Source organism: Streptomyces sp. NBC_00647 (assembly GCF_045207245.1).
Taxonomy (GTDB): Bacteria; Actinomycetota; Actinomycetes; order Streptomycetales; family Streptomycetaceae; genus Streptomyces.
Map to the genome: position 1 here is coordinate 8160436 of NZ_CP109040.1, position 24950 is coordinate 8185385.

Here is a 24950-nt window from a genome sequence, read left to right on the forward strand (position 1 = left end):
CTTCCTTCGTGCGAACGGATCAACCGCGCAGGGCGGCGATGGATTCCCGCGCGGCGGCGGCGACGTTCTCGGCGGTGAAGCCGAACTCGGCGAACAGGGTTCCGGCGTCGGCGGAGGCGCCGAAGTGCTCCAGCGAGACGATGCGTCCCGCGTCACCGACGTACCGGTACCAGGTCAGACCGATCCCGGCCTCGACCGCCACGCGGGCCTTCACGGACGGCGGCAGGACGCTCTCCCGGTACTCCGGGGACTGCTCCTCGAACCACTCGACGGACGGCATCGACACCACCCGGGTGCCCACGCCCTCGGCCTCCAGCAGCTCGCGCGCCGCGACGGCGAGCTGCACCTCGGAGCCGGTCGCGATGAGAATGAGGTCCGGGGTCCCGGTGGAGGAGTCCCGCAGGACGTAACCGCCGCGCGCCGCGTCGGCGTTGGCCGGGTAGGTCGGCACGCCCTGACGGGTGAGGGCCAGACCGTGCGGGGCCGGGTTCGTGGCGTGCCGCTTGAGGATCTCGCCCCAGGCGATCGCGGTCTCGTTGGCGTCGGCCGGGCGGACGATGTTCAGGCCGGGGACGGCGCGCAGCGAGGCGAGGTGCTCGACCGGCTGGTGGGTGGGACCGTCCTCGCCGAGGCCGATCGAGTCGTGCGTCCAGACGTACGTCACCGGGAGCTGCATCAGCGCGGAAAGGCGGACGGCGTTGCGCATGTAGTCGGAGAACACCAGGAAGGTGCCGCCGTAGATACGGGTGTTGCCGTGCAGCGCGATGCCGTTCATCTCGGCGGCCATCGAGTGCTCGCGGATGCCGAAGTGCACGGTGCGGCCGTACGGGTCGGCCTCCGGCAGCGGGTTGCCCTTCGGCAGGAACGAGGACGTCTTGTCGATGGTGGTGTTGTTCGAACCGGCCAGGTCGGCGGAACCGCCCCACAGCTCGGGGAGGACGGCGCCGAGCGCCTGGAGGACCTTGCCGGAGGCGGCGCGGGTCGCGACGGACGTGCCCTCCTCGAACACAGGCAGGGCGGCCTCCCAGTTCTCGGGCAGCTGGCCGGCGACGATCCGGTCGAAGAGCTGGGCGCGCTCGGGCTGCGCGGTGCGCCAGGCGCCGATCCGCTTGTCCCAGGCGGCGTGCGCCTCGGCGCCCCGGTCGAGGGCCTGGCGGGCGTGGGCCAGCACCTCCGGGTCGACCTGGAAGGTCCGCTCCGGGTCGAAGCCCAGGATCCGCTTGGTGGCGGCGATCTCCTCGGCGCCGAGCGCCGAGCCGTGCGAGGCCTCGGTGTTCTGCGCGTTCGGGGCGGGCCAGGCGATGATCGTGCGCATCGCGATGATGGAGGGGCGCCCGGTCTCGGCCCGCGCCGCCTCGAGCGCCGTGTGCAGCGCGTGGACGTCGATGTCGCCGCCGAGCGCGGGTTCGATCCGCTGCACGTGCCAGCCGTATGCCTCGTAGCGCTTCAGTACGTCCTCGGAGAACGCCGTCGCCGTGTCGCCCTCGATGGAGATGTGGTTGTCGTCGTAGACGAAGACCAGGTTGCCGAGCTTCTGGTGGCCGGCGAGCGAGGAGGCCTCGGCGGAGATGCCCTCCTCCAGGTCGCCGTCGGAGACGATCGCCCAGATGGTGTGGTCGAAGGGCGACTCGCCCTCGGGGGCCTCGGGATCGAAGAGGCCGCGCTCGTAGCGGGCGGCCATCGCCATGCCGACGGCGTTGGCCACACCCTGCCCGAGCGGACCGGTCGTCGTCTCCACGCCCGCGGTGTGTCCGTACTCGGGGTGGCCGGGCGTCTTGGACCCGTGGGTGCGGAACGCCTTCAGATCGTCGAGGCCGAGTTCGTAGCCCGACAGGAAGAGCTGCGTGTAGAGGGTCAGAGAGGTGTGACCGGGGGAGAGGACGAAGCGGTCGCGGCCGGTCCACTCCGGGTCGGCCGGGTCGTGACGCATCACCTTCTGAAAGAGGGTGTACGCCGCCGGGGCCAGACTCATCGCGGTCCCGGGGTGACCGTTGCCGACCCTCTGCACGGCGTCAGCGGCCAGAATGCGGGCGGTGTCGACGGCGCGGCGGTCGAGCTCGGTCCAGATGACACCGTCGGAGCTCTGCGTACTCATCTTCAAGAAGTCCTCACTGAATCGACGATCGCGGGGGAACGTCTTCAAACCTAAAAGTCAGACTTTTGCCGGGGAAGGTGTCCGTGTGTCAGCCTTCGGTGAAAGTGGGACACGCAGAGTCGTGGCGAGCCGACGCGAGAAGGACATGGCAGACAGAACCACCCAAGGCGATACCGGGAGCGAAGGCGGCCAGGACGGGATCAGGACCTTTCCCTTCCCGGCCGATCTGAGCCTGTCCGGCGTGGGCATGCAGGTCGGCGCCATGGGGACCGGGCGCACCTGGCACGCGGACGCCCCGCTGGAACGCGTGCACCGCATCGACTTCCACGTCGTGATGCTCTTCCACGAGGGCCCCGTCCGGCACATGATCGATTTCGCCGAGTACGAGGCCCGCGCGGGCGACATCCTGTGGATCCGGCCCGGTCAGGTGCACCGCTTCTCCAGCACCGACCGCTACCGCGGCACCGTCCTGACCATGCAGCCCGGGTTCCTGCCCCGGGCGACCGTCGAGGCGACCGGCCTCTACCGCTACGACCTGCCCCCGCTGCTGCGCCCCGACGCCGGCCGGTTCACGGCACTGGAGCACTCGCTCGCCCAGCTGGAGCGCGAGTACGTCGACACCACCACGCTGCCGCTCAGTCTGCACACCTCGGTGCTGCGGCACTCGCTCACCGCGTTCCTGCTGCGCCTCGCCCATCTCGCGGCGAGCTCCGCCGAGGCGGCCCGCGAGCACACCGACACCACCTTCACCCGCTTCCGGGACGCGGTCGAGAAGGACTTCGCCACCAACCACAGCGTCAGCGCCTACGCCGACGGCCTCGGATACTCGCGCCGCACCCTGGTCCGCGCGGTGCGCGCGGCCACGGGCGAGACGCCCAAGGGCTTCATCGACAAGCGGGTCGTCCTGGAGGCCAAGCGGCTCCTCGCCCACACCGACATGCCGATCGGGCGCATCGGAGTCGCCGTCGGCTTCCCGGACGCGGCCAACTTCTCCAAGTTCTTCCACCAGCACACGGGGGCGACCCCGGTGGCCTTCCGGGCCGAACTGCGCTGAGAGGGGCGGACTATGAGGTCCGCCCCTCTCAGCCGGCCGTGCGGCGCCGGATCACCAGCCGATGCCGAGCGTCAGCCCGGTCGGCGGGCTCGCGTTGCCGAGGATCTGCACCGACGACTGGTCGTTGATGTCGTCGTAGGGGAAGGCGTAGGCCCGCTCGTCGAGACCCACGGTGTGCAGGAAGGCCGCGTAGTCGTTCTTGGCGCCTCCGGTGTAGTAGGCGGACGGGGTGTACCAGGCCGAGGTGTCCAGGGCGACGCCCCGGTTGAACGCGGCGCAGAACTCCGCGCCGAGCTGCTTCTCCGGGTCGCTGCCCGAGGCCAGCGCTCCGGCGCAGGCCATGACGTCCGGGGAGGACGGTTTCCGCAGGGTGTAGGGACCGGCTCCGTTCTTGGTGAAGGTGAGCGTGGTCCCGGAGACCTGGCCGGTGAAGGTCTCGCCGAGCCGGGTCAGCCTGAAGGGGTGGGTGGCGTAGTACGACCAGGCCTGGTCGATGGAGGGCTGGAGATGGTTCGCCTGGGAGCCTCCCGTGAGGAAGAGGTCGGAGGAGCGCGGGGCGACGATCCGGTAGGTGTTCTGCAACGGCCTGAAGGCCGCGCCCACCGAGGCGGCGTACTGCGACATGACCTGGGCGCGGGTCAGCGTGATGCCCCGCGTGGTGTCGTAGCCGCTCGACGCCTGTGTGAGCCGCGAGGTCATCGGGAAGCCGAACTGGTCGACCTGGGTGGTGTTGCCGCCGAAGGCCACCTGTCCGAAGACGTACGTGTACTCGTACCAGTCGTAGTGGACGTCGGTGTTGGGGTCGTTCGGGTTGCGCAGGTCGGGACCGCCCCAGCCCTGGTCGTCCGCGGAGACCGGGATGTACAGCGGGGAGCCGAGGGAGACGTAGATCCGGCCGCCGCGGATGGATGTGGGGGACGGCACCGAACCGCCCGCCCGGTCCAGCGTGAACGACATGTTCGGGTAGCTCACGCCGTTCTTGGTCAGGTGTCCGGGCGCGCTCGCGTCCAGGTGGTTGATGTGTGCCATGGTTCCGTCGGCCCTCATGTACGACCACTGGCCTGGCGTCACCTGACCGAGCACTGTGACGTAGATCTGTGAATTCGCGTACGTCCCACGGGTGTTGTTCTGGAAGGTGATCGGGAAGCTGCCGGTGCCGCCCCCGTCGCCCCCGCCGCCTCCCCCTCCGCTCCCCACGGTGTGGGTGAAGTGCGGGGTGTCGTGGAGCGGGCCGCTCTTCTCGTAGGTGAACCAGTACTCCAGGGTGAAGCCGCTCGGCAGGCCGCTGACACTCTGCCGCCAGGTGCCCGAGGTGTTCGTCATCCGGAAGTCCTGCTGTCCCGCGCCGGGCGACAGGTAGTGCACATCGACCAGTGACGCGGGCACGGTGGGCGTGAACCAGATCTGGACGGAGCCGGAGCCCGTCGAAGTGACGCCCTGGGTGTAGTCGGCGGCGGCCCTTGCGGGTACCGCCCCGGCCAGGCCGAGCATCAGCACCGTGAGGAGGGCGGCCAGGGCGGCGCCGGCTTTCCGCCTGACCTCGGGGCGTGATGCGGCCGGCCCGGCCGGGGATCGGGTGAGCATCCGTCAACTCCAGTGTCAGTGACCGAAGTCGAACCAGTTGACGTTCACGAAGTCCGCGGGCTGGCCGCTGGTGAAGGTCAGATAGACGTCGTGCGTTCCGGTGACGGAGCTGATGTTCGCGGGCACGGTCTTCCAGGCCTGCCAGCCACCGGTGTTGCCCAGCGCGAAGCTGCCGATCGGCGTGCTCGTTCGGCTGTCGAGGCGCACCTCGACCAGGCCGCTGACCCCGCCCGCCGCGCCGCTCGCGACCCTGCCGTAGAACTGCTTGGCGGCCGTGGAGCCGAAGTTGACGCCCTTGTAGAGCGCGTAGTCGCCGTTCGCGAGCGCGCTGATGTTCTGGCCGCCGCCGGAGTCGGTCGTGGTCTCGGTGCCGACGCCCGCCTGGCCGTCGTAGGACTCCGCCTGGATGGCGCTGTACGCGTCACGGTTTCCGGTGGGCGGCGGAGTGGTGCCGCCACCGCCGCCGCTGCCCGACTGGAGCACCTGGACGTAGTCGACCACGAGCGGGTGGCCGGGCTCCGTGCCGCTGTCCGGGCCGCCGCCGAAGGCGTCCGGGAAGCCACCGCCCATCGCGACGTTCAGGATCACGAAGTAGCCGTGGTTGGTGGCGTTCGTCCAGGTGGCCGCGTCCACCTGGTTCGCCCGGACCGTGTGGAAGTTGACGCCGTCGAGGTAGAAGCGCATCTCCTCGACGCTCGTCGACTTGTCCCACTCGACGGCGTACGTGTGGAACCCGGCCTGGCAAGTGGCCCCGGTGCAGGGGGTGTTGCCGCCGATGCCGGAGGTCTCGTTGCAGGGGCCGCCCGGTGAGGTGCCGCAGTGCATGGTGGCCCACTCGGTGTTGAGCCCCTGGACGTTCTCCATGATGTCCAGTTCGCCGATGCCCGGCCAGTTCCAGTAGTTGCCGCGGAAGGGCGCGCCCAGCATCCAGAAGGCGGGCCAGTAACCCTTGGCGGCCGCGCCGGTCACGTTCGGCATCTGGAGGCGGGCCTCGACGCGGAGCTTGCCGCCCGCGGGCGGCTGGAAGTCGGTGCGGACCGTCTCGATCCGGCCCGAGGTCCAGTTGCCGGCGGCGTCGCGCCGGGGGGTGATCCGGAGGTTGCCGGTGCCGTCGAGCGCGACGTTGTTGGTGCTGGACGTCATCGTCTCGATCTCGCCGGTACCGAAGCCCGCGGGACCGCCCGGGTAGCTCGTGCCCGTCGTGTACTGCCAGTTGGCGGTGTTGACGCCGGTTCCGGCGGACCCGTTGAAGTCGTCGAGGAAGACCTGGGACCAGCCGGAGGGGGGTGTGGGGGCGGAGGCGTTCGCGGGGAGGGTGGCCGCCGTGGCGGCCACCGCCGCCAGGCTCAGTGTGCTGAGCACGGCGATGAGCACGCGCCGCAGTGGGCCGCGTCTGACGGGTGTGCCGGAAGTTTCACTCATGGGGTGTGCCTCTTCGGGTACGGAGTGTGGGGTGCGCGGGTGGTCGTGAGAGCGCTCCCATGGCCATTTGAGAGCGCTCTCACAGCAGCTGCGCGGCCAATGTGCTCTCTGTCACTCCGGCCGTCAAGAGGTGAAGCCGAGAAAGTCCTTACGGCTCAAGGGAGTTCACGCCGTGAAAGAAGGGGGCATGCGGAAGGGGAGGGCCCGGCGCGGTTCGCCGATGCCCGCCCCTTCGGGTGGACCGTCAAAGAGCGCTGCCGGCCTTCCAGTCCGCCCACGACAGGTTCCAGCCGTTGAGGCCGTTCGACGCCTCGACGGTCCGCTCGCCCGAGTTCTCGACGATCACCACGTCACCGAGCATCGAGCTCTCGTAGAACCTCGAGCCCGGCACGGAGGTGTCGTCGGCGCCCTTCACGTCGTGCAGCCCGATGCAGCCATGGCTGGTGTTGCTGCCGCCGAAAATGGAGGCCGTGGCCCAGTAGTTGCCGTGGATGAACGTGCCGGAAGTGGTCAGGCGCTGGGCGTGCGGCACATCCGCGATGTCGTACTCGTCGCCGAGTCCGACCGTCGAGGATTCCATCCGGGTCGCCTCGAACCGCTCGCTGATCACCATGATCCCGGACCAGGTGGTGTGGTCCGCGTCGCCGCCGCTGACCGGGTAGGTGGCTCGGGTCGCGCCGCTCCGCTCGACCGTCATGGTCTTCTTCGCGAGGTCCACCGTGCTCACCTGGTGGCGACCGATGCGGAAGGTGACGTCCTTGGACTGGACGCCGTAGACGCCGTCCGTGCCCTCGACGTCCTTCAATCGCAGGCTCAGCGTGATCTTCGTGCCCGCCGCCCAGTACCGCGCCGGACGGAAGTCGAGCCGTGTGTTCCCGAACCAGTGGCCGACCACCTCGACCGCGGGCTCCGCCGTCACCGTGATGGCCTTCTCGACGGCCGCCCGGTCCGTCACGGCCTTCGTGAAGTTGATCGACACGGGCATGCCGACGCCGGAGGTCGAATTCGCCTCGGGCGTGAAATAGCCCACGAAGGTCTCGCCCGGGGACTTCGTGACGAAGACCGCGGTGTGCTCCGCGGCACCCTCCGCTTTCGCGCTGACCGTGTATTTGGTGCCCGAGTACGGATTCCGGGTGGAGGTCCATCGGGTGCGGTCGTCGTTGAAGGATCCGGCCAGAGTGGAACCGTCATTGCCGGACACCTCGACCGTCGACAGGGTGCCGTCGGTCACCGAGACCTCGACCGGGCTGGTGAATGCGGCCTTCCGTGTGCCGTCGGCGGGGCTGACGGTGATGGCCGGCGTCCTCACCTGGGACGTTGCCCCGGTTCCGTCCGGTGATCCGGCGGTCGCCGTCGTTCCCGTCCCCTCGGTGGCGTCCGCCGAGTCGCCGCACCCCGCCAGCGCGAGGGCCGGCACCGCGGCGCCGAGGGCGGCGAGGATTCCCCGCCGTGACCAGGCAGGACGCCCGGGCCGGTGCCGTGCGGGCCCCGGGGCGTCCGGTGCTGACTCGGGCCGGTTCGATATCTCAGGGACGCCCACGGAACGCCTTTCCTCGGTTCTTCGCTCACCACCGCTGCGGGTGCATCCTGCGCGACTTCCATGGGTTGATTCTTTGAATCCGACGGCTCAAACCTGAGATTCCTGTGAAGACGGCCGGAGAGACGGCCAAATTCCACGGTTGCCGGGCCGCCTTCGATTGTGACCAGAGTATGAAGCGCCGACCGGACCCCTGAGTTCTCCGTGAGATCCCCTTCCGGGAGCCCTTTGCGACCTCACCGGTCGCCGGAGTGATGAAGGGGCTCCGCCTGCCGGTTCCGCAGCAGACCCGCCGGAGGTATCCGTGAATCCAGCCCGTGAGCGGCACACCGTGGCGATCGTCGGAGCGGGTGCGGCCGGCACGCTCACGGCCGTGCAGTTGTGCGAGACGGCGACCCGGCGCCGCACCCCTCTCGAGCTCGTCCTGGTCGACCCGGCCCCCGAAGCCGGACGCGGCACCGCGTACGCCACCCCCGATCCCCGACACCGGCTGAACGTGCCCGCCGGAGGCATGAGTTGCTACCCCGACGACACAGGACACTTCACCCGCTGGCTGTGCCGGCACGGCGAACCCACCGTCAGGGGAACCGACTTCGCCACCCGCTACCGCTACGGCGCCTACCTCGCCGACACCCTGGCACAGGCGATCGTCCACGCCCACGGCACCGTCGCCGTACACCGGCTGCGGACCAGGGCGGAGGGCTGCATCCCCGCCCCGGGCGGGGGGCTGGAGCTTCGACTCGCCGACGGAGAGCGCCTGTCGGCCCACAGCGCGGTCCTCGCCACCGGTCCGGCGGCCCCGACCGGCGACCGGGTCCCGCCCGGACTCCGTACCTCCGAGCGGTTCATCGGGTCCCCCTGGGCGCCCGGCGCCCTCGACGGACCCCTCGCCGAGCCGGCCGCCCGCGCGAGCGGACGCGCGGACGCCGACGTCCTGCTGGTGGGCACCGGGCTCACCGCGGTCGACCTGGCGCTCAGCCTCGACCGGCCGGGACGCACCGTGCACGCACTCTCCCGCTCCGGCCTGCTGCCGCAGCCGCACGCGCTGAGCCCGGCCGCCGAGATGGCCGCACCCGAAGGGCTCGACGCGCCGACGCTGTCCACGCTGCGCCGGACCGTCTACCGCCACATCGGCCGCGCCGTGCGCGCCCACGGCGACTGGCGTCCCGCGCTCGACAGTCTGCGCCCGCACACCGCTCGCCTGTGGCACAGCCTCACGCCCGAGGAACGCGCCCTGTTCCTGGAGCGCGAGGGCGCGTTGTGGAACACCCACCGCCACCGGATGGCGCCGGTGACGGCCGAGTCGGTCGCCCGGGCCCGTACGGCCCGGCGGCTGCGGGTGCACACGGGCAGGATCGCCGACGCCGTCGTACGGCCCGACGGCTCCGTACGGGTCACGCTCTCCGACGGCCGTGACATCCGGGCCGGTTGGGTGATCGACTGCACGGGGCCCGGCCCTCGGCCCGAAGACCCCCTGTGGCGCTCGCTGTTCGACACGGGTGCCGCCGTGCCGGGCCCCCTCGGTCTGGGCGTCGCGACCCGAGACGGCAGGCTCCTCGACGCCGAGGGCGGGACCGGGCTGCCGGTGTTCACCCTCGGCGCTCCACGCCGCGGCGAACTGTGGGAGACGACCGCCATCCCCGAGATCCGGGTCCAAGCCGCCGACCTGGCCGAGCAGTTGCTCGCCCCCCAGGCACCCCCGCGGCGCCCCGCGCGCCGTCGGCCGGTCGACGCCCACGGACTCGCGCTGTCCACCCACGCCGAGGCGGCCGCCGCCCATCGCACCGGCCTCGAACGGGTCCTCAAGGTCAGGGCAGGTGCCGAGGACGCCTTCGCGCGCGCCGTCGTCCTCGACCCCGGCTTCGCGCTCGGCCACGCCGCGCTCGCCCTGCTCGGCCACGAGTGCGGCGCCGACGTCGACGTGCCCAGGGCGCTGGCCGACGCGCAGCGCTGCGCGCGGGAACGGGCCGACGAGCGCGAGCGCTCCTTCGTCGACGTGGTGACCCGCCGTGTGCACGGTGCGTCCCGGGACAGAGGCGCGGGGGCCCTGCTCGGGCACCTCGCCGCGCACCCCGCCGACGCGCTGGCGCTCGCCGCCGCCGTGCCCACCATCGCCTTCTCCGGCATCAACGACCTCGACACGGGCTACGCGTTGACCCTGGTCGAGCGGACCGCGCCCGCCTACGACGGCCACTGGTTCCCGGCCTCGCTCCTCGCCTTCCTGCGCCAGGACCAGGGCCGCTACGACGAGGCCGCCGCACTGGCCCATCGGGCGCTGACCGCCGAGCCGGCCTCCGGACACGCCGTGCACGCCCTCGCCCACGTCCACTACGAGTCAGGGGCCCACGAGACCGGCCGCGACTGGCTCGACGCCTGGGTGTCGGGGCACGGACGGGGCGCCGTCCACCGGGCCCACTTCTCCTGGCACATCGCCCTGCACGAACTGGCCCTCGACGATCCCGCCGCCGTCCGCAGGCGCTGGTTCGCCCAGCTCGCTCCGGGGCGGGTGACCGGCGTACGTGCCCTGGTCGACTCGGGATCGCTCCTGTGGCGGGCCCGGCTCAGCGACAGCTGGCGGGGGCGGGTACCGGCGGCGGACGTCCTCGACAACGTCGCCCGGGAGATCGTGGAGCGGCCCGCGACCGCCTTCACCGCGCTGCACGCCGCGGTCGCCCTCACCGCCGTCGGCGATCTCGCGGCGCTGCGCCGGCTCCGCGACCACGCCGCCGGCGCCGACCCCGTGCAGCGTGAGGTCGTCGTCCCCCTCTGCGAGGCCTTCGCCGCGCTCGTCGAGGAACGCTTCTCCGAAGCCGCCCGGGGCCTGGACGCCCTGCTCCCTGTCCTCGGCCGGGTCGGCGGCAGCGCGGCCCAACGGGAGGTCGTCGAGGAGACCCTGCTGTACGCCCTGGTCGCGGCGGGCCGTTGTGAAGCGGCCCGCCGTCTTCTGGACACCCGCCTCGACCGCGGCCCCTCACCCCGGGACAGCCGTCTGCTCGCCGAGCTGCCCAACTGAGCGGGGCGGACGGGCCGGGCGCCGCTCGGTCGTGCGGCGGCACCGCCGTCCGTGCGCGCGCCGGAACGGTCCGGCACCCGCCGTCGGGGAAGGCGGATGCCGGACCGCTCGCGGACGCTCGGGGGACCGAGGTCAGACGCCGACCGGCTGGGGCCGGTCCGCCGGCTCCTCCTCGCTCACGCCGAGCCGGTCGTGCGCCCTGCGCAGCGCGCCCGGGGCCCACCAGGCCCGCTTGCCCAGGAGCGCCATCGTCGCCGGTACGAGGAGCATGCGGACGACGGTCGCGTCGATCAGGACCGCGAGCGTGAGGCCGAGGCCGATCTGCAGGATGGGCGAGAAGCCGCCGGTCATGAACGCGCCGAAGACGATGGCGAGAAGCAGGGCCGCGCAGCTGACGACCCGGCCCGAACGGCGCAGCCCGGTGACGACGGCCTCCTGGTGGTCGCCGGTCCGCAGCCAGGTTTCACGCATCCGGGCCAGGATGAACAGCTCGTAGTCCATGGCGAGTCCGAAGGCGATCGCGATGATCAGCGGCGGAGCGGTCAGGCTGAGCGAACCGAGGCCCTCGGCGCCCAGCGCTCCGGCCAGATGCCCGTCCTGGAAGACCCAGACCACCGCGCCGAGAGCGGCCCCGAGGCTGAGCAGCGTCGTCGCGATCGTCCGCAGCGGGATCAGCACCGAACCGGTGAAGGCGAAGAGCAGGACGAAGATGCCGACGAGGACCGTGACCGCGGCCCAGGGCGCCCGGTCGGCGAGCATCGCGCGGAAATCGACCAGCCGGGCCGCCACGCCGGTCACCTCGACGGGTTCGTCGCCGCGTACCTGCCGTACCCGCTCGACCAGATCGGTCGCCGCCTTCCCGTCGACGCTCCCGGTCGGCTGCAGGTGCACCAGCGTGCTGCCGTCCGGCAGGGCCCGCGCGTCACTCGTGCCGGCGAGGGCGCGGACGCGGTCCACCGTGCCCTCGCCGGCGCCGGAACCCACCACCACGGACACCGGAGACACCCCGGTGCCGGGCGGGAAGTGGGCGCCCAGCGTGTCGTACAACTGCCGCGCCTCGGTGCTCGCGGGCAGCTGCTTGGCGTCCCCGATGCTGATCCTCATGCCGACGGCGGGCAGAGCGAGGACGATCAGGGCCGGGACGAGGGCGGCGAGGACGACGACCGGACGGCGGGTGGCGAACCGGGCGAGGCGGGCGAAGACGCGTCCCTCGGCGTCCGGGCCGGCCGCGGCGGCCCCGGTCCTCGCGCGTGCCGGTGCGATCCGTGCCCCGAAGCGCGCCAGCAGGGCGGGCAGCAGGGTGATCGCCGCGAGCATGTCGACGACGACCACGGCGGCCACCGCGAGACCCATGCTGCGCAGGAACGGGCTGGGGAAGACCAGCAGCCCGGTGAGGCTGACGGCCACGGTGAGCCCGGAGAACAGGACGGTCCGTCCGGCTCCGGCCACGGTGCGGTGCACGGCCTCGACGACCTCGTCGGTGTGGCGCCGCTCCTCCCGGAAGCGGACCACCATCAACAGGGCGTAGTCGATGGCCAGTCCGAGTCCCAGCATGGTGGTGATCTGGATCGCGTACACCGAGATGTCGGTGAACTGGCTGAAGGCGAACAGCGCCAGGAACGCGCCGGCGACTCCGCTGATCGCGATCACCAGCGGCAGGCTCGCGGCCCGCAGCCCGCCGAAGACGACGAGGAGCAGGGCGAGCACGACCGGCAGGGAGATCAACTCGGCCCGCTGCACGTCCTCCTGGGCGCGCCCGCTCATCTGCTGCCCGAGCAGCAGCCCACCGCTGACGTGGACGTCGGGCGCGTCGATCCGCTTGATGCGTTCGGCCGCCGTGTCGACGGCCTTCTTCTCGTCCCGGAACTTCATGTCGCCCTTGAGCGTCACCGGGATGACGAGCGCCCTGCCGTCCTCGGAGGTGAGGCCCCGGGTGGTGTACGGGTCGGGCACCTCGGCGATTCCCGAGACCGTACGCAGGTCCGCGACCGCCCCCGCGACCTGGGACCGCAGCGCGGGGTCCGAGACGGAGGTGCCCGCGATGACGGCGGTGATCGACTCACCGCTCGAATCGACGCGGTCGAGATGGGCGGCGGCGCGTTCCGACTCGGTGCCCGGGACATCGGGCACCGAGTCGACGAGCCGGCCGAAGACGCCCGTGCCGAGGCCGAAGCCGATCAGCAGCATGAGCAGCCAGACGAGCATCACGGTGATCGGGCGGCGGGTCGCCGCCCGGGAGATCGTGGCGAGCACGGTGCGCCTCCCGGCGGTTGATGCGGTTCCTGACAACGCCACTCAGCGTCGTACCGGACCGGGGGTCACCGGATCGCCGGGGGGAGCGGTTTCCGGGAATCCCTCGCAGGAGGGAGGCGCCCCGGCGGTTCACTCGCTAGGAGGAGCCAGGGGTCACCAGCCCCGTCTCGTACGCGCAGATCACGGCCTGCACGCGGTCCCGCAGCCCCAGCTTGCTCAGCATGTTGCTGACGTGCGTCTTGACGGTGTGCTCGCTCACGAACAGGGTCTTCGCGATCTCCGCGTTGGACAGCCCGCGGGCGAGCAGCCGCAGGGTCTCCTCCTCGCGCGCCGTGAGGACGTCCAGCCGCTGGGGCGGGACCTCGACGGCGGACTCCGCCAGCCGGCGCCGCACGATGTCCGCGACCAGCCGGCGCGTCACCGTCGGCGCGAGCAGCGAGTCGCCGGCCGCGACCACCCGCACCGCGTGGACGAGGTCGTCGCGGCGGACGTCCTTGAGCAGAAAGCCGCTGGCCCCCGCGTACAGCGCCTCGTACACGTACTCGTCGAGATCGAACGTGGTCAGCATGACGACCTTGCAGCCGGACTCCGCGCACACCACGCGCGCGGCCTCCAGGCCGTCCATGCGCGGCATGCGGATGTCGAGGAGCAGCACATCGGGCGCGTGCTCCCGCACGGCGGCCACCGCCTGGACGCCGTCACCCGCCTCGGCCACCACCTCGATGTCCTGCTGGGCCTCCAGGATCATGCTGAAACCGCTGCGGACCAGCTCCTGGTCGTCGGCGACCACCACGCGGATGCTCATCCGAGGGCCGCCTGCCGGTCGGCCGCGGACGGGAGGCGCACGGTGACCCGGAAGCCGCCCTCGGGGCCGCGGCCCGCGTCCGCGCTGCCTCCGCAGGCGGCGGCCCGCTCGCGGATGCCTATCAGTCCGTGTCCGCCGGTCGAGGGTCCGAGATCCCGTCCGCCGGGGGGACGCACCGGCCCCCGTCCGTCGTCGGTCACCGTGAGCGTCAACGCGTCATCCCTCCAGTCGAGTTCGATCCGTGACGATGCGGCGTACGCATGCTTCACGGTGTTGGTGAGGGCCTCCTGCACCACCCGGTACGCGGCCACCTCGGTGTCCGGGTGCAGGGGGCGCCGCTCGCCGGTGGTCCGCAGGTCGACCCGTAGTCCGGTGGACTCCGCGACCTGCGCGGCGAGTTCACCGAGCGCGGTGATGCCGGGCTGCGGCAAACGGGCCGACGCGCCGTTCACCGGGTCCTCCTTGAGAACCCCGAGAATGCGCCGCAGTTGGGTCATGGCGTCGCGCCCGCTCGTCGCGATCGCGTCGAAAGCCGCCTCGGCCCGTTCCGGATCGCTGCGTACGACCACGGGTCCCGCCTCCGCCTGCACCACCATCAGACTGACCGCGTGGGCCAGGATGTCGTGCATGTCGCGGGCGATCCTGGCGCGTTCCTGGGTCTTCGCGCGCGCCGTGTCCGAGGCGCGCTCGCGCTCCAGCCGGTGGGCCCGGTCCTCCAACTCCGCCGTGTAGGCGCGCTGTACGCGGGTGAGGACGCCGAGCGCGTACGCGCTGAGGAAGCTCGTGAGGTGGAACGCGTACTCGAAGGGCTGCGCGTGCTCCTTGGTCGTCATCGTCAGCGAGGCGCCGACCAGCCAGGTCACCAGCATGAAGCGGCGCCGGGCGGGCGGGCAGAGCGTGGCCACCGTGTAGAGGACGACCAGTCCGCCGTAGGCGACGTTCGGCGGCGGCGCGTGGTACAGCGCCATGGCCGGTGTGCAGATCGACACCGCGAGCGCGGACGGGAAGGGTGCCCGCCGCCGCCACACCAGCGGCGCCGCCGTCCCGACCGCCAGCAGGAACCCCTGCCAGGACAGCCGGTCGTCGCCCTCGTCGGGGAACATCCACTGGAGCGAGGCGGCGAACAGCACGAGTGCGGCGAGCGCGGTGTCGAGGACGTAGGGATGCGTCGTCCGCAACCGCGCGACGAACGGGCGCCATCGGGACACGGCGGGTGACAGGGCCGTCCGCCACCGCGAGGCGACGGGCGCTGACCAGGACTGGGCGGGCATACGCGGCTCCTTTGGACAAGGGCCGTCCCAGTATCCCGATCCGGTTCCGCGGACGCCTCACCGGCGAGAGGGATATCCCGTCCCGCCCGAAGGCGGGTACCCGGCCGTGTCCGCCCCGGTGCCGATCCTCACGCCGGTGCCGGTGCCGGTGCCGGTGCCGGTGCCGGTGCGGGTGCGGGTGCCGGGGTCCGTGTCCGCGTCAGGCGTGCGGTGTCAGACGTGCGGTGTCAGACGTGCGGTTCCGTCGGTTCCGTCGGCCGCCATCCGAGGGCGCGTGAGATTCCACGGGCCGCCAGACGTACCGCCGGGACCAACGCCGGTACCTGCGCGTCGGCCTGGGGCACGACGACCGACACGGCCGCGACGACCGTTCCGTCCGTGCCGCGGACCGCCGCGGCCACCGACAGGGCGTCGTCGGTCACCTGACGGCTGCTCACCGCCGCACCGGTGTGCCGGACTTCGGCCAGAACGCGCCGCAGCCGGGCCGGGTCGGTGATGGTGTACGGCGTGAAGGCGGCCAACGGCCCGGCGCAGTAGGCGTCCTGGAACGCGGGCTGCGCGTGCGCGAGCAGCGCGAGCCCGACCCCTGTCGCGTGCAGCGGCCAGCGGGCACCCACCTGGATACGGACGCCGACCGACGAACGCCCGGAGATCCACTCGATGTAGACGACCTCGGCGCCGTCGCGGACCGCCAACTGCACGTTCTCGTGCGTCGCTTCGTACAGGTCCTCCAGATACGGCAGGGCGATCTGCCGCAGCGCCAGGCCGCGCGGGGCGAGCGCGGCGATCTCCCACAGGCGCAGGCCCACGTGGTAAAGGCCGTCGGCGTCCCGCTCCAGCGCGCCCCACTCGGCAAGCGCGGCCACCAGCCGGTGGGCGGTGGTGAGGGTGAGGCCCGCCCGACGGCTGATGTCCGTCAGGGACAGCGCCGTGTGCTCGTGGTCGAAGGCGGCGAGCACGGCGAGGAGGCGGTCGGGAGCCGACAGGGCGGTCATGAGTTCAGTTCGGCGTCCGCGACGCGTTGCAGCAGCGTGTGCAGGGTCTCCCGTTCGGCGGGGTCCAGGGGCTGGAGCAGGTCGTTCGTCACGCGCAGGCCGGCCTCGTCCGTGTCGCGCAGGAAGGCGCGGCCGTCCTCGGTGAGAACGACGATCCGGCTGCGGCGGTCGTCGGGGGAGGGCCTGCGCTCCGCGAAGCCGAGCTTCTCCAGGTCGTCGACGAGCCCGACGATCGCGCTCGGGTCGTAGCCGAGCCGCGAACTCAGCTCCCGCTGCAGCGCGCCCCGCGAGGTGGCGAGGAACCGCAGCAGCGCGTAGTGGCGCAGCCGCAGGCCGGACTCCTGGAGGAACGCGTTGAACAACTGCCCCGAGCGCAGGCCCAGCCGGTACAGCAGATAGCCGGTGTCCGCGTGCAGGCCGCGCATCCACGGCTCCTCGGCGTCGATGCGGACGGGTCCTCGGGGATGTTCTGCGGCGCTCCGCTGACCTGCGATGACGGGCTCCCTGGGGCCGGGCCCCGGGCGGGGCGGTTCGGGCGTACGGACCCAGCATGCCGTATGGCCCGGACGGCAACAACTATTGACGTCGACAATTATTGCTCTTAACTTCGATCTCGTGACCGCACCGCTTCCCTCTCGCGGCCGCACCCCTGTCGGCCTCGCGGCCGGCCCCGGCGGGCACTCGCGTTCAGGGCGAGCACCCGCACCACGTGAAGGGACCCCCTCGTGCCCAGCATCGATCTCACCGGCAAGGCCGCCGTCGTCACCGGCAGCGGCCGTGGCCTCGGCCTCGCCTACGCCCGCGCCCTCGCGGCCGCCGGTGCCCGCGTGGTCGTCAACGACGTCGACGAGGACGTGGCCGAGCAGGCCGTCAAGTCCATCACCGAGGCCGGCGGGCAGGCGGTCGCGGAGGTGGTCGCGGTCGGCACCGCCGAAGCCGCCGACCGGCTCGTCGCCGGCGCCGTGCGGGAGTTCGGCCGCCTGGACATCCTGGTCGCCAACGCGGGCATTCTGCGCGACAAGGTCCTGTGGAAGATGACCGACGACGACTTCGACGCGGTGATCACCACCCATCTGAAGGGCACCTTCACCTGCGCTCGCGCCGCCGCCGTGCGGATGCGTGAACAGGGCGAGGGCGGCAGCCTGATCCTGGTCGGCTCGCCCGCCGGACAGCGCGGCAACTTCGGGCAGACGAACTACGCCGCCGCGAAGGCGGGCATCGCGGCCATGGCGCGCACCTGGTCGATGGAGCTGGGCCGTGCGGGTGTCACCGTCAACGCGATCGTGCCCGTCGCGGCCACCGCGATGACCGAGACGGTCCCGGCCTTCGCCCCCTACGTCGAGGCCCTGCGCGACGGCACGCCGCTCCCTGACTTCCTGCGCAAGGGCGAGGGTTTCGGCACCCCCGAGGACTGCGCCGCCCTGGTTCCCTTCCTCGCCTCCGCGGCGACGCGCGGGATCACCGGCCAGGCCATCGGCATCGGCGGCGACAAGGTGGCCCTCTGGTCGCATCCGCAGGAGATCAAGGCGGCGTACGCGGACGGCGGCTGGACCCCGGAGACGCTCGCCGACGTCTGGGCCGCCGCTCTCGGTGCCGAACCCCAGACCGTCGGGATTCCCGCGCCGAAGCTGCCGGAGGCGTGATGACTCCTCCGGTGAACCCGAACGAGCTGGTCGCGATCGACGTCCACACCCACGCCGAGGTCTCGTCCAAGGGCCACTCCTCGCTCGACGACGACCTGCACGACGCCTCCAGCGCCTACTTCAAGGTCGAGGGCAAGCGGAAACCGACCCTGGAGGAGACGGCGGCGTACTACCGCGAGCGGAGGATGGCCGCCGTGGTCTTCACGGTGGACGCCGAGTCCGCCACCGGCACCGAACCCGTCCCGAACGAGGAGGTCGCCGAGGCGGCCGCCGCCAACCCCGACGTGCTGATCCCCTTCGCCTCCATCGACCCCTTCCGGGGGAAGGCCGGGGTGCGGCAGGCGCGGCGGCTGGTCGAGGAGTACGGGGTGAAGGGCTTCAAGTTCCACCCCAGCATCCAGGGCTTCTTCCCGAACGACCGCTCCGTGGCGTACGGCCTCTACGAAGTCATCGAGGAGACCGGCACCATCGCCCTCTTCCACACCGGGCAGACCGGCATCGGCGCCGGGGTGCCCGGCGGCGGCGGGATCCGGCTCACGTACTCGAATCCGCTGCACGTCGACGACGTCGCCGCCGACTTCCCGCACCTGAAGATCATCCTGGCGCATCCGTCGTTCCCCTGGCAGGACGAGGCCCTCGCCGTGGCCACGCACAAGCCGGGCGTGCACATCGATCTGTCGGGGTGGTCGCCGAAGTACTTCCCGCCGCAACTGGTGCAGTACGCCAACACCTTGCTGCAGGACAAGGTCCTCTTCGGCTCCGACTATCCCGTCCTCACCCCGGACCGCTGGCTCGCCGACTTCGAGAAGCTCCCGATCAAGGACGAGGTCAGGCCGAAGATCCTCAAGGAGAACGCCGCCCGTGTCCTCGGGCTCACACCGTAAGGGGCTCACGATGCGCAACGAGGGACTGGGGTCATGGCCCGCACGCCGGGCCCGCAAGACCCCGCACCGCACCGCCCTGGTCCACGGCGACGCCACCGTCGACTACGCCGGACTGCACACGCGCACCACGAAGCTGGCACACGCCCTACGGGCCCTTGGCACCCGGCGGGGGGACCGGATCGCCTATCTGGGACCCAACCACCCTTCGTATCTGGAGACGTTGTTCGCCGCAGGTCTCCTCGGTGCCGTCTTCGTGCCGCTCAACCCGCGCCTCGCCGGTCCCGAGATCGCCCACCAGCTACGAGACGCGGGCGCCAGGACCCTGGTCCACGCGTCCTCCGCGACCGGGCTCGTCGCCGGTCTGCCGGGCACCGCCGGTGTCCGTACGTCCCTCGAAGTGGGCAGTTCCTACGAGGAGTCGATCGCCGCCGCTCCCGACGAGCCGATCGACCTCCCCGTCACCGCCGACGACACCTGCATCATCATGTACACCTCGGGCACCACGGGCCGCCCCAAGGGCGCGATGCTCACCCACGGCAACCTCACCTGGAACGCCGTCAACGTCCTCGTCGACCACGACCTGATCGCCGACGAACGCGCCCTGGTGTCCGCCCCGTTGTTCCACACGGCGGGCCTCAACATGCTGACCCTGCCGGTGCTCCTCAAGGGCGGCACCTGCGTGCTGACCGAGTCCTTCGACCCGGCGGCCACCTTCGACCTCGTCGAACGGCACCGGATCACCTTCATGTTCGGCGTACCCACCATGTTCGACCGGATCGCCCGGCATCCCCGCTGGGCCGGCGCCGACCTGTCCTCCCTGCGCATCCTCACCTGCGGCGGCTCGCCCGTGCCGACCTCGCTCATCGCCGCCTACCAGGAACGCGGACTCACCTTCCTCCAGGGGTACGGCATGACCGAGGCCGCGCCCGGCACCCTCTTCCTGGACGCGGAGCACGCGGTCGCCAAGGCCGGTTCGGCGGGCGTGCCGCACTTCTTCAGCGATGTCCGGGTGGTCCGGCCGGACTTCACCCCGGCCGACACGGGAGAGACGGGGGAGGTCGTCGTCCGCGGACCCCACGTCATGCCCGGCTACTGGGGTCTGCCCGAGGAGACGGCCGCAGTCCTCACCGACGGCTGGTTCCGCAGCGGGGACGCCGCCCGCGTCGACGACGACGGCTATGTCTTCATCGTGGACCGCATCAAAGACGTGATCATCTCCGGCGGCGAGAACATCTGTCCCGCCGAGATCGAGGACCTTCTCCTCGCTCACCCGGGCATCGTCGAGTGCGCCGTGATCGGTGTCGCCGACGACAGGTGGGGCGAGGTCCCCCGCGCGGTCGTCGTGGCCCGCGAGGGTGTCGAACTGGACCCGGACGAGGTCATCGCCTCACTCTCCGGCCGGCTCGCCAAGTACAAGATCCCCCGGTCCCTGGTCATCGCGGACGAACTGCCGCGCACCGCCTCCGGAAAGCTCCTCAAATCGCGCGTCCGTACGCGCTACGGCGACAGGCAAGGAAACCCATGACCATCACCGTGAACGGTCTCGACGAACTCCGGAAGCTCGCGGGCGGTGACCTGGGCACCAGCGCGTGGATCGAGGTCACCCAGGAACGGATCGACACCTTCGCCGACGCGACCGGCGACCATCAGTGGATCCACGTCGACCCGGAGCGTGCAGCCGCCGGCCCGTTCGGCGCGACCATAGCCCACGGCTTTCTGACCCTCTCCCTGTTCATTCCGCTCTTCACCGAGCTGCTGGAGGTGGAGGGCGTGACCACCAAGGTCAACTACGGTCTGAACAAGGTGCGTTTCCCCGCGCCCGTGAAGGCCGGCTCGCGCATCAGGCTCGTCGCGCGGCTCGCCTCCGTCGAGGACGTGCCGGGCGGCGTGCAGATCGCCGTCGACGGCACGGTGGAGACCGACGGCGGCGGGAAGCCCGCCGCCGTCCTGCAGAGTCTGTCGCGGTTCTACATCTGATGCTCCGGTGATCCCGGCCCGGACGGACCCCTCGGCCCGGCTAGCGCAGCCGGTAGGCGTACACCGAGGTCGCGACGGCGCACACGCCGGGCTGGACCACCTCGGCGCGCAGTGTCCCGCTCGCCGTGTCGTAGTCGACGCCCTCCGCCTCGTACGTCCCGTCCGTGCACAGGCCGCGCTGCGGCAGGGCGAGGAGGCTGGTGACGTGTCCCGTGACCGGCCCGCCGTCCACCGTCCGCTCCAGGTCGACCTGGAGCAGCGGCCGGTCCTCGGGGAACAGCGCGCGCGAGCTGTCGTCCGAGGCACAGAGCAGCCTAGTGTCGTCGACGAAGTCGCAGCCCTGGATGTCGCGGACGGGCCTGTCGAGGGTGATCTGCCCGGCCTGCGGCAGGGGGCCGCCGGCGGGCGGTGCCGACGGGTTGAGCAGCGGGGCGGGGAAGACCTGGAGCCGGTTCTGGTCGCCCCACTCGCCCGACACCAGCCACTGTCCGTCGGGCGACACGGTCGCGAAGGAGTTGTTCAGCTTCTCGCCCGGGTCCAACGGGTGGACGTACTCGGAGCGCTTCCCGGCGGGTGTGGTGACCGCGAACATCTTCGAGGTCGCCGTGTCCGGCCCCTGGTAGGCGTCGAACACGTAGCCCCGGGCGATGTCCGGGTCGCCCACGTGATTCCAGCCCTTGATGCGCAGGCCGAGGGGAATGGAGGCGAGCCCGCGGTGCAGCAGCGAGCCGTCCGCGCGGCTCGCGAGCCCCTGGCCGCCGCTCAGCGTGTCGACGTAGGACGTGCCGGTCTCGGTCCACACCGGTTCGGCGGCCACCGCGGCCGACGTGCTCGCACCGAGCGTGAACGCGCCCAACACGCCGGCGACAGACAGTAATTGACGCTTCATCAACGACCTTCCACATCGACGAACACCGGGTTGGAATAGAACCATGTGTCGACCCACGGGTCACCGTTTCCGGGCACGTGCGGAACGGGTCCGTGCGGGTCGATCGCCGCACCGAGGTGACCGGCGCCGTTCCTGTTGCCGTCGCTGCCGCGCAGCCGGACGTAGAAGGACTCGTCGCCGGCGACCAGAGGGACGCGCAGGGTGTAGGTCCCCTCGCGGCCGCTCACGTCCTCGGTCCGGACGACCTTGGTGTCGGGCGCCCTCCAGGCGTCGCGGTCGGCCGCCCGGCCCCGCACGGCACCCCGGATCACATCGACGTGCGCCAACTCCGGCAGGATTCCATGGGGGTTGGGTCGTGAGGCCGTCGTCACGGTGACCGACAGGGTGAGCCGCTCGCCCTTGCGGACGCGGATCCGGCCGCCCAGGGTGACGCCTGCCCCGTGGTCGTCGTGCCGCTTCAGGCGGACCTCGAGTCCGTCCAGCAGATGGCCGTGGTCCAGCCAGACGCGGCCCGCGCGCAGGCCCGCCATCACCGAGCGGTAGCCGTAGCGGGTCACGCCGACATGGGTACGACTGAACTGACCGGGCCAGAAGTCGCCGCCCGGCTGCTGGGTGCCGGTGTTCACCGGGTCGGGGACGCGCCCGGTGTTGTCGAAGTTCCGTCCGGGCGCCCAGTCGCCGTTCTTCCAGGTGTCGAAGACGACGCGATGCACATCGGAGTTGGTGGTGACGGTGAACAGCCGTCCCTCGGCGAGCATCGCGTCCCACATGCCGCCGACCGTCGCCGTCATCCAGTCGAAGCCGCCGTACAGGACGTACGCGTCCTCCGGATAGCCGGCGAACGAGTTCTCCGACGGCTTGTTGACGTACTCGCCGCGCTGTTGCCCCGAGCCCACCCAGCCGGGGATGCCGCCGCCCTGCGCGCCGGGCGCCCCCTCCATGCCGATCATGATCTCGGGGGCCGCGTCGCGCCAGTTGCGCATCTCGTGCGGGGAGTCGATCCCCAGGCGCGACGGGTGGTTGGCGAGGACCAGCACGTCGTCGACGTATCCGGTCCGGCGCTGATCGGCCAGCCACTGGATCGCCCGGACCGCGTGCGCCTCGTTGCGGGCCGTGTCGGGACCGGCCGGCGAACCCGCCGTGTACCCCAGCAGCTTGCCGTCGTAGGCGAGCTCGAACCGGGTGAGGAGGTCCGCCTCGTGCGGGCCCGGGGCGGCGAAGACCGTGGCGTGCTCGGCGGCCGGGATGTACCACTCCAGGCCCTGGAAGATCAGCTGGCGCGGGTTCGCGGCGCGCGCCTTCAGGATCTCCTGGTGCTCCAGCCGGGCGCCGTAGGAGGCGTGCCCGAAGTTGGAGTGCTCGTTGAAGACCATCCAGTCGAGCCCGTACGCGGCTCCGGCCCGGGCGAGTCGGGAGAACGTGTACTTCGCGTCGTGGCTGTAGACGGAGTGGACGTGATGGTCGCCCACGAGATACGCGAGGCGGGGGTCGCTGCCGCCGTGTCCTCTGCCGGAAGCCGCCGCGGGCGTGGCGACCGAGCCGACCGCGAAGGCCGCCCCGAACAGGCCCGCGCCGCGCAGCAGCCCGCGCCGCGACACGCCCTGCGGATCCAGCTCGGCGGGGGAGACGGACGGATCGGCCCAGGCGGGCAGGTGCTGCTCGGTCATGGTCGTGTGGTCCCTGGGTCAGTGGCTCATGAACGACGTGACGAGGAAGGCGCGTTCGTCTCGCGGCGGGTGGTGACGGCCCGACCCGACGAGCGGTCGTCGCCGTGTGCCGGCGGTGGCACGGCGCGGCGCCACCGCTGTCGAACGGCACTGCGCCGTCGTGCCCGGCCGATCCTCCGTCGATCACCCGTCGGAGAATGGCGGGGTCCCGGAACCCCCGGATGAAACCCCCCTGAAGCCCCGGGGTCGGCTCGATGGCGGCCTGGTGGTCGGCGAGCTCGCGGTTGCCCTCCCGTGGGTGGCGGGGAGGGAGAGCGGCGGCGAGGGTGTGCGGGACCGACACTCGTGGTGGTGGTGACGAACGAGCCGGTGGCCGTGGTGACACGCTGGTCCCCGGACGACGCGGGCGTCCCGGTGGCCGTGGCGTGATCCTTCGCCGCGCGACCCGCGTCCCCGCACGAACTGCAAAGGTGGTACTTGCGTGAGGCTGACCATTCTGGGCGGCGGCGGATTCCGGGTCCCCCTCGTGTACGGGGCGCTCCTCGGCGACCGCGCCGAGGGCCGCGTCACTCAGGTCGTGCTGCACGACCTGGACGCCGGACGGCTCTCCGCCGTGGCCCGCGTCCTGGCCGAGCAGGCGGCGGGGGACCCCGGAGCGCCGGAGGTGACCGTCACCACTGACCTCGACGAGGCCCTGCGCGGCGCCGACTTCGTGTTCTCCGCGATCCGCGTCGGCGGCCTGGAGGGTCGCGCGGCGGACGAGCGCGTCGCCCTCGACCAGGGCGTCCTCGGCCAGGAGACGGTCGGCGCAGGCGGCATCGCGTACGGTCTGCGGACCGTGCCCGTCGCCGTGGACATCGCGCGGCGGGTGGCCCGGCTCGCGCCGGACGCCTGGGTCATCAATTTCACGAACCCGGCGGGCCTGGTCACCGAGGCGATGTCCCGCCACCTCGGTGACCGTGTGATCGGCATCTGCGACTCGCCGGTCGGCCTCGGGCGCCGGATCGCCAGAGTCCTCGGCGCGGACCCGCGCGAGGCGTGGATCGACTACGTCGGGCTCAACCACCTCGGCTGGGTACGGGGGCTGCGCGTCGCGGGCCGCGACGAACTCCCGCGGCTGCTCGCCGACCCCGGCCTGCTCGGTTCCTTCGAGGAGGGCAAGCTCTTCGGCCCGGAGTGGATCCGGTCGCTGGGCGCCGTCCCGAACGAGTACCTGCACTACTACTACTTCAACCGCGAGACCGTCCGCGCCTACCAGCAGGCCGACAAGACGCGCGGCGCGTTCCTGCGCGACCAACAGGCGCGGTTCTACGACGAGATGAAGAGCCCGGACGCCGCGGCCCTGACCGCCTGGGACCGCACCCGCGCCGAGCGCGAGGCCACGTACATGGCGGAGAACCGGGACGCCGCCGGTGCCGGGGAACGCGACGCCGACGACCTCTCCGGTGGCTACGAGAAGGTGGCGCTCGCCCTCATGCGGGCCATCGCCCGCGACGAACGCACCACCCTCATCCTCAACGTCCGCAACCGCGGCACGCTGAGCGTCCTCGACAGCGAGGCCGTCATCGAGGTGCCCTGCCTGGTCGACGCCAACGGCGCGCACCCCGTCACCGTCGACCCGCTGTCCGGACACGCCGCCGGGCTGGTGTGCGCGGTCAAGGCGGTGGAGCGGGAGGTGCTCTCCGCCGCCGAGTCGGGGTCCCGCACGACCGCGGTGAAGGCCTTCGCGCTCCACCCGCTCGTCGACTCCGTGAACGTGGCGCGCGCCCTGGTCGAGGGCTATACGGCCGTGCACCCCGGACTGGCGTACCTGGAGTAGACATCGGCCGAGGAGACGTCCGCCCTGCGTGTCCGGGGATTC

At 71.7% G+C, this 24950-nt stretch carries 18 protein-coding genes; 7 read left to right on the plus strand and 11 right to left on the minus strand.

What is annotated here, in order from left to right; all coding sequences use genetic code 11:
- Window positions 1–19 precede the first annotated feature (19 nt).
- Entirely contained in the window at window positions 20–2095 is a 2076-nt protein-coding gene (tkt, locus tag OG788_RS35815) for a transketolase (protein ID WP_406375189.1), read from the minus strand.
- A 145-nt stretch (window positions 2096–2240) separates the two neighbouring features.
- Here tkt and OG788_RS35820 point away from each other — a divergent pair, with 145 nt between their 5' ends.
- Window positions 2241–3149 (plus strand): helix-turn-helix domain-containing protein, encoded by a 909-nt coding sequence (locus tag OG788_RS35820; protein WP_406375190.1) that lies wholly within the window; start codon window positions 2241–2243, stop codon window positions 3147–3149.
- Between the two features lie 51 nt (window positions 3150–3200).
- Here the strand turns inward: OG788_RS35820 and OG788_RS35825 are convergent, their stop codons facing one another.
- The 3 genes from OG788_RS35825 to OG788_RS35835 form a co-directional block, all read right to left on the minus strand.
- A complete protein-coding gene (locus OG788_RS35825; RefSeq protein ID WP_406375191.1) occupies window positions 3201–4733 on the minus strand; it encodes a glycoside hydrolase family 64 protein in 1533 nt (510 codons plus the stop codon).
- A gap of 15 nt (window positions 4734–4748) precedes the next feature.
- The gene (locus tag OG788_RS35830) at window positions 4749–6155 is read right to left on the minus strand and encodes a glycoside hydrolase family 16 protein (RefSeq protein ID WP_351546634.1); all 1407 of its coding nucleotides are present in this window, start codon (window positions 6153–6155) and stop codon (window positions 4749–4751) included.
- A 244-nt stretch (window positions 6156–6399) separates the two neighbouring features.
- A complete protein-coding gene (locus OG788_RS35835) occupies window positions 6400–7695 on the minus strand; it encodes an Ig-like domain-containing protein (protein WP_406375192.1) in 1296 nt (431 codons plus the stop codon).
- 301 nt (window positions 7696–7996) lie between these two features.
- Here OG788_RS35835 and OG788_RS35840 point away from each other — a divergent pair, with 301 nt between their 5' ends.
- Window positions 7997–10705, plus strand: a complete 2709-nt coding sequence (locus OG788_RS35840; protein ID WP_406375193.1) for an FAD/NAD(P)-binding protein — start codon at window positions 7997–7999, stop codon at window positions 10703–10705.
- Window positions 10706–10837: 132 nt separating this feature from the next.
- Here OG788_RS35840 and OG788_RS35845 read toward each other — a convergent pair whose 3' ends face one another.
- The 5 genes from OG788_RS35845 to OG788_RS35865 form a co-directional block, all read right to left on the minus strand.
- Window positions 10838–12958, minus strand: coding sequence for an MMPL family transporter (locus OG788_RS35845; protein ID WP_406375194.1), 2121 nt, complete (start codon window positions 12956–12958; stop codon window positions 10838–10840).
- A 136-nt stretch (window positions 12959–13094) separates the two neighbouring features.
- The gene (locus OG788_RS35850; protein ID WP_351546643.1) at window positions 13095–13763 is read right to left on the minus strand and encodes a response regulator transcription factor; all 669 of its coding nucleotides are present in this window, start codon (window positions 13761–13763) and stop codon (window positions 13095–13097) included.
- Window positions 13760–15034 carry a sensor histidine kinase gene (locus OG788_RS35855; protein WP_406375195.1) on the minus strand — a complete coding sequence of 425 codons (1275 nt, stop codon included), beginning with the start codon at window positions 15032–15034 and terminating at the stop codon, window positions 13760–13762. Before OG788_RS35855 ends, OG788_RS35850 begins: the two co-directional genes overlap by 4 nt.
- 227 nt (window positions 15035–15261) lie before the next feature.
- Entirely contained in the window at window positions 15262–16029 is a 768-nt protein-coding gene (locus OG788_RS35860; RefSeq protein WP_406375196.1) for an IclR family transcriptional regulator, read from the minus strand.
- A complete protein-coding gene (locus OG788_RS35865) occupies window positions 16026–16454 on the minus strand; it encodes a MarR family winged helix-turn-helix transcriptional regulator (RefSeq protein WP_406375197.1) in 429 nt (142 codons plus the stop codon). Before OG788_RS35865 ends, OG788_RS35860 begins: the two co-directional genes overlap by 4 nt.
- 300 nt (window positions 16455–16754) lie before the next feature.
- On the opposite strand from OG788_RS35865, the gene OG788_RS35870 reads away from it, so the two are divergent.
- The 4 genes from OG788_RS35870 to OG788_RS35885 are packed head-to-tail and all read left to right on the plus strand — an operon-like array spanning window position 16755 to window position 20533.
- On the plus strand, window positions 16755–17672 hold the full coding sequence (locus tag OG788_RS35870; protein WP_406375198.1) for an SDR family oxidoreductase: 918 nt from the start codon (window positions 16755–16757) through the stop codon (window positions 17670–17672).
- A gap of 11 nt (window positions 17673–17683) precedes the next feature.
- Entirely contained in the window at window positions 17684–18556 is an 873-nt protein-coding gene (locus OG788_RS35875; protein WP_406376935.1) for an amidohydrolase family protein, read from the plus strand.
- Window positions 18557–18566: 10 nt separating this feature from the next.
- A complete protein-coding gene (locus OG788_RS35880; protein ID WP_406375199.1) occupies window positions 18567–20081 on the plus strand; it encodes an acyl-CoA synthetase in 1515 nt (504 codons plus the stop codon).
- Window positions 20078–20533 (plus strand): MaoC family dehydratase, encoded by a 456-nt coding sequence (locus OG788_RS35885; protein WP_406375200.1) that lies wholly within the window; start codon window positions 20078–20080, stop codon window positions 20531–20533. The genes OG788_RS35880 and OG788_RS35885 overlap by 4 nt, the downstream gene beginning before the upstream one ends.
- Window positions 20534–20573: 40 nt before the next feature.
- Here OG788_RS35885 and OG788_RS35890 read toward each other — a convergent pair whose 3' ends face one another.
- On the minus strand, window positions 20574–21422 hold the full coding sequence (locus OG788_RS35890) for a hypothetical protein (protein WP_406375201.1): 849 nt from the start codon (window positions 21420–21422) through the stop codon (window positions 20574–20576).
- Window positions 21422–23089: a histidinol-phosphatase gene (locus OG788_RS35895; RefSeq protein WP_406375202.1), complete on the minus strand. Its 1668-nt coding sequence runs from the start codon at window positions 23087–23089 to the stop codon at window positions 21422–21424. Before OG788_RS35895 ends, OG788_RS35890 begins: the two co-directional genes overlap by 1 nt.
- A gap of 481 nt (window positions 23090–23570) precedes the next feature.
- On the opposite strand from OG788_RS35895, the gene OG788_RS35900 reads away from it, so the two are divergent.
- On the plus strand, window positions 23571–24908 hold the full coding sequence (locus OG788_RS35900; protein WP_406375203.1) for a 6-phospho-beta-glucosidase: 1338 nt from the start codon (window positions 23571–23573) through the stop codon (window positions 24906–24908).
- Window positions 24909–24950: the final 42 nt, after the last annotated feature.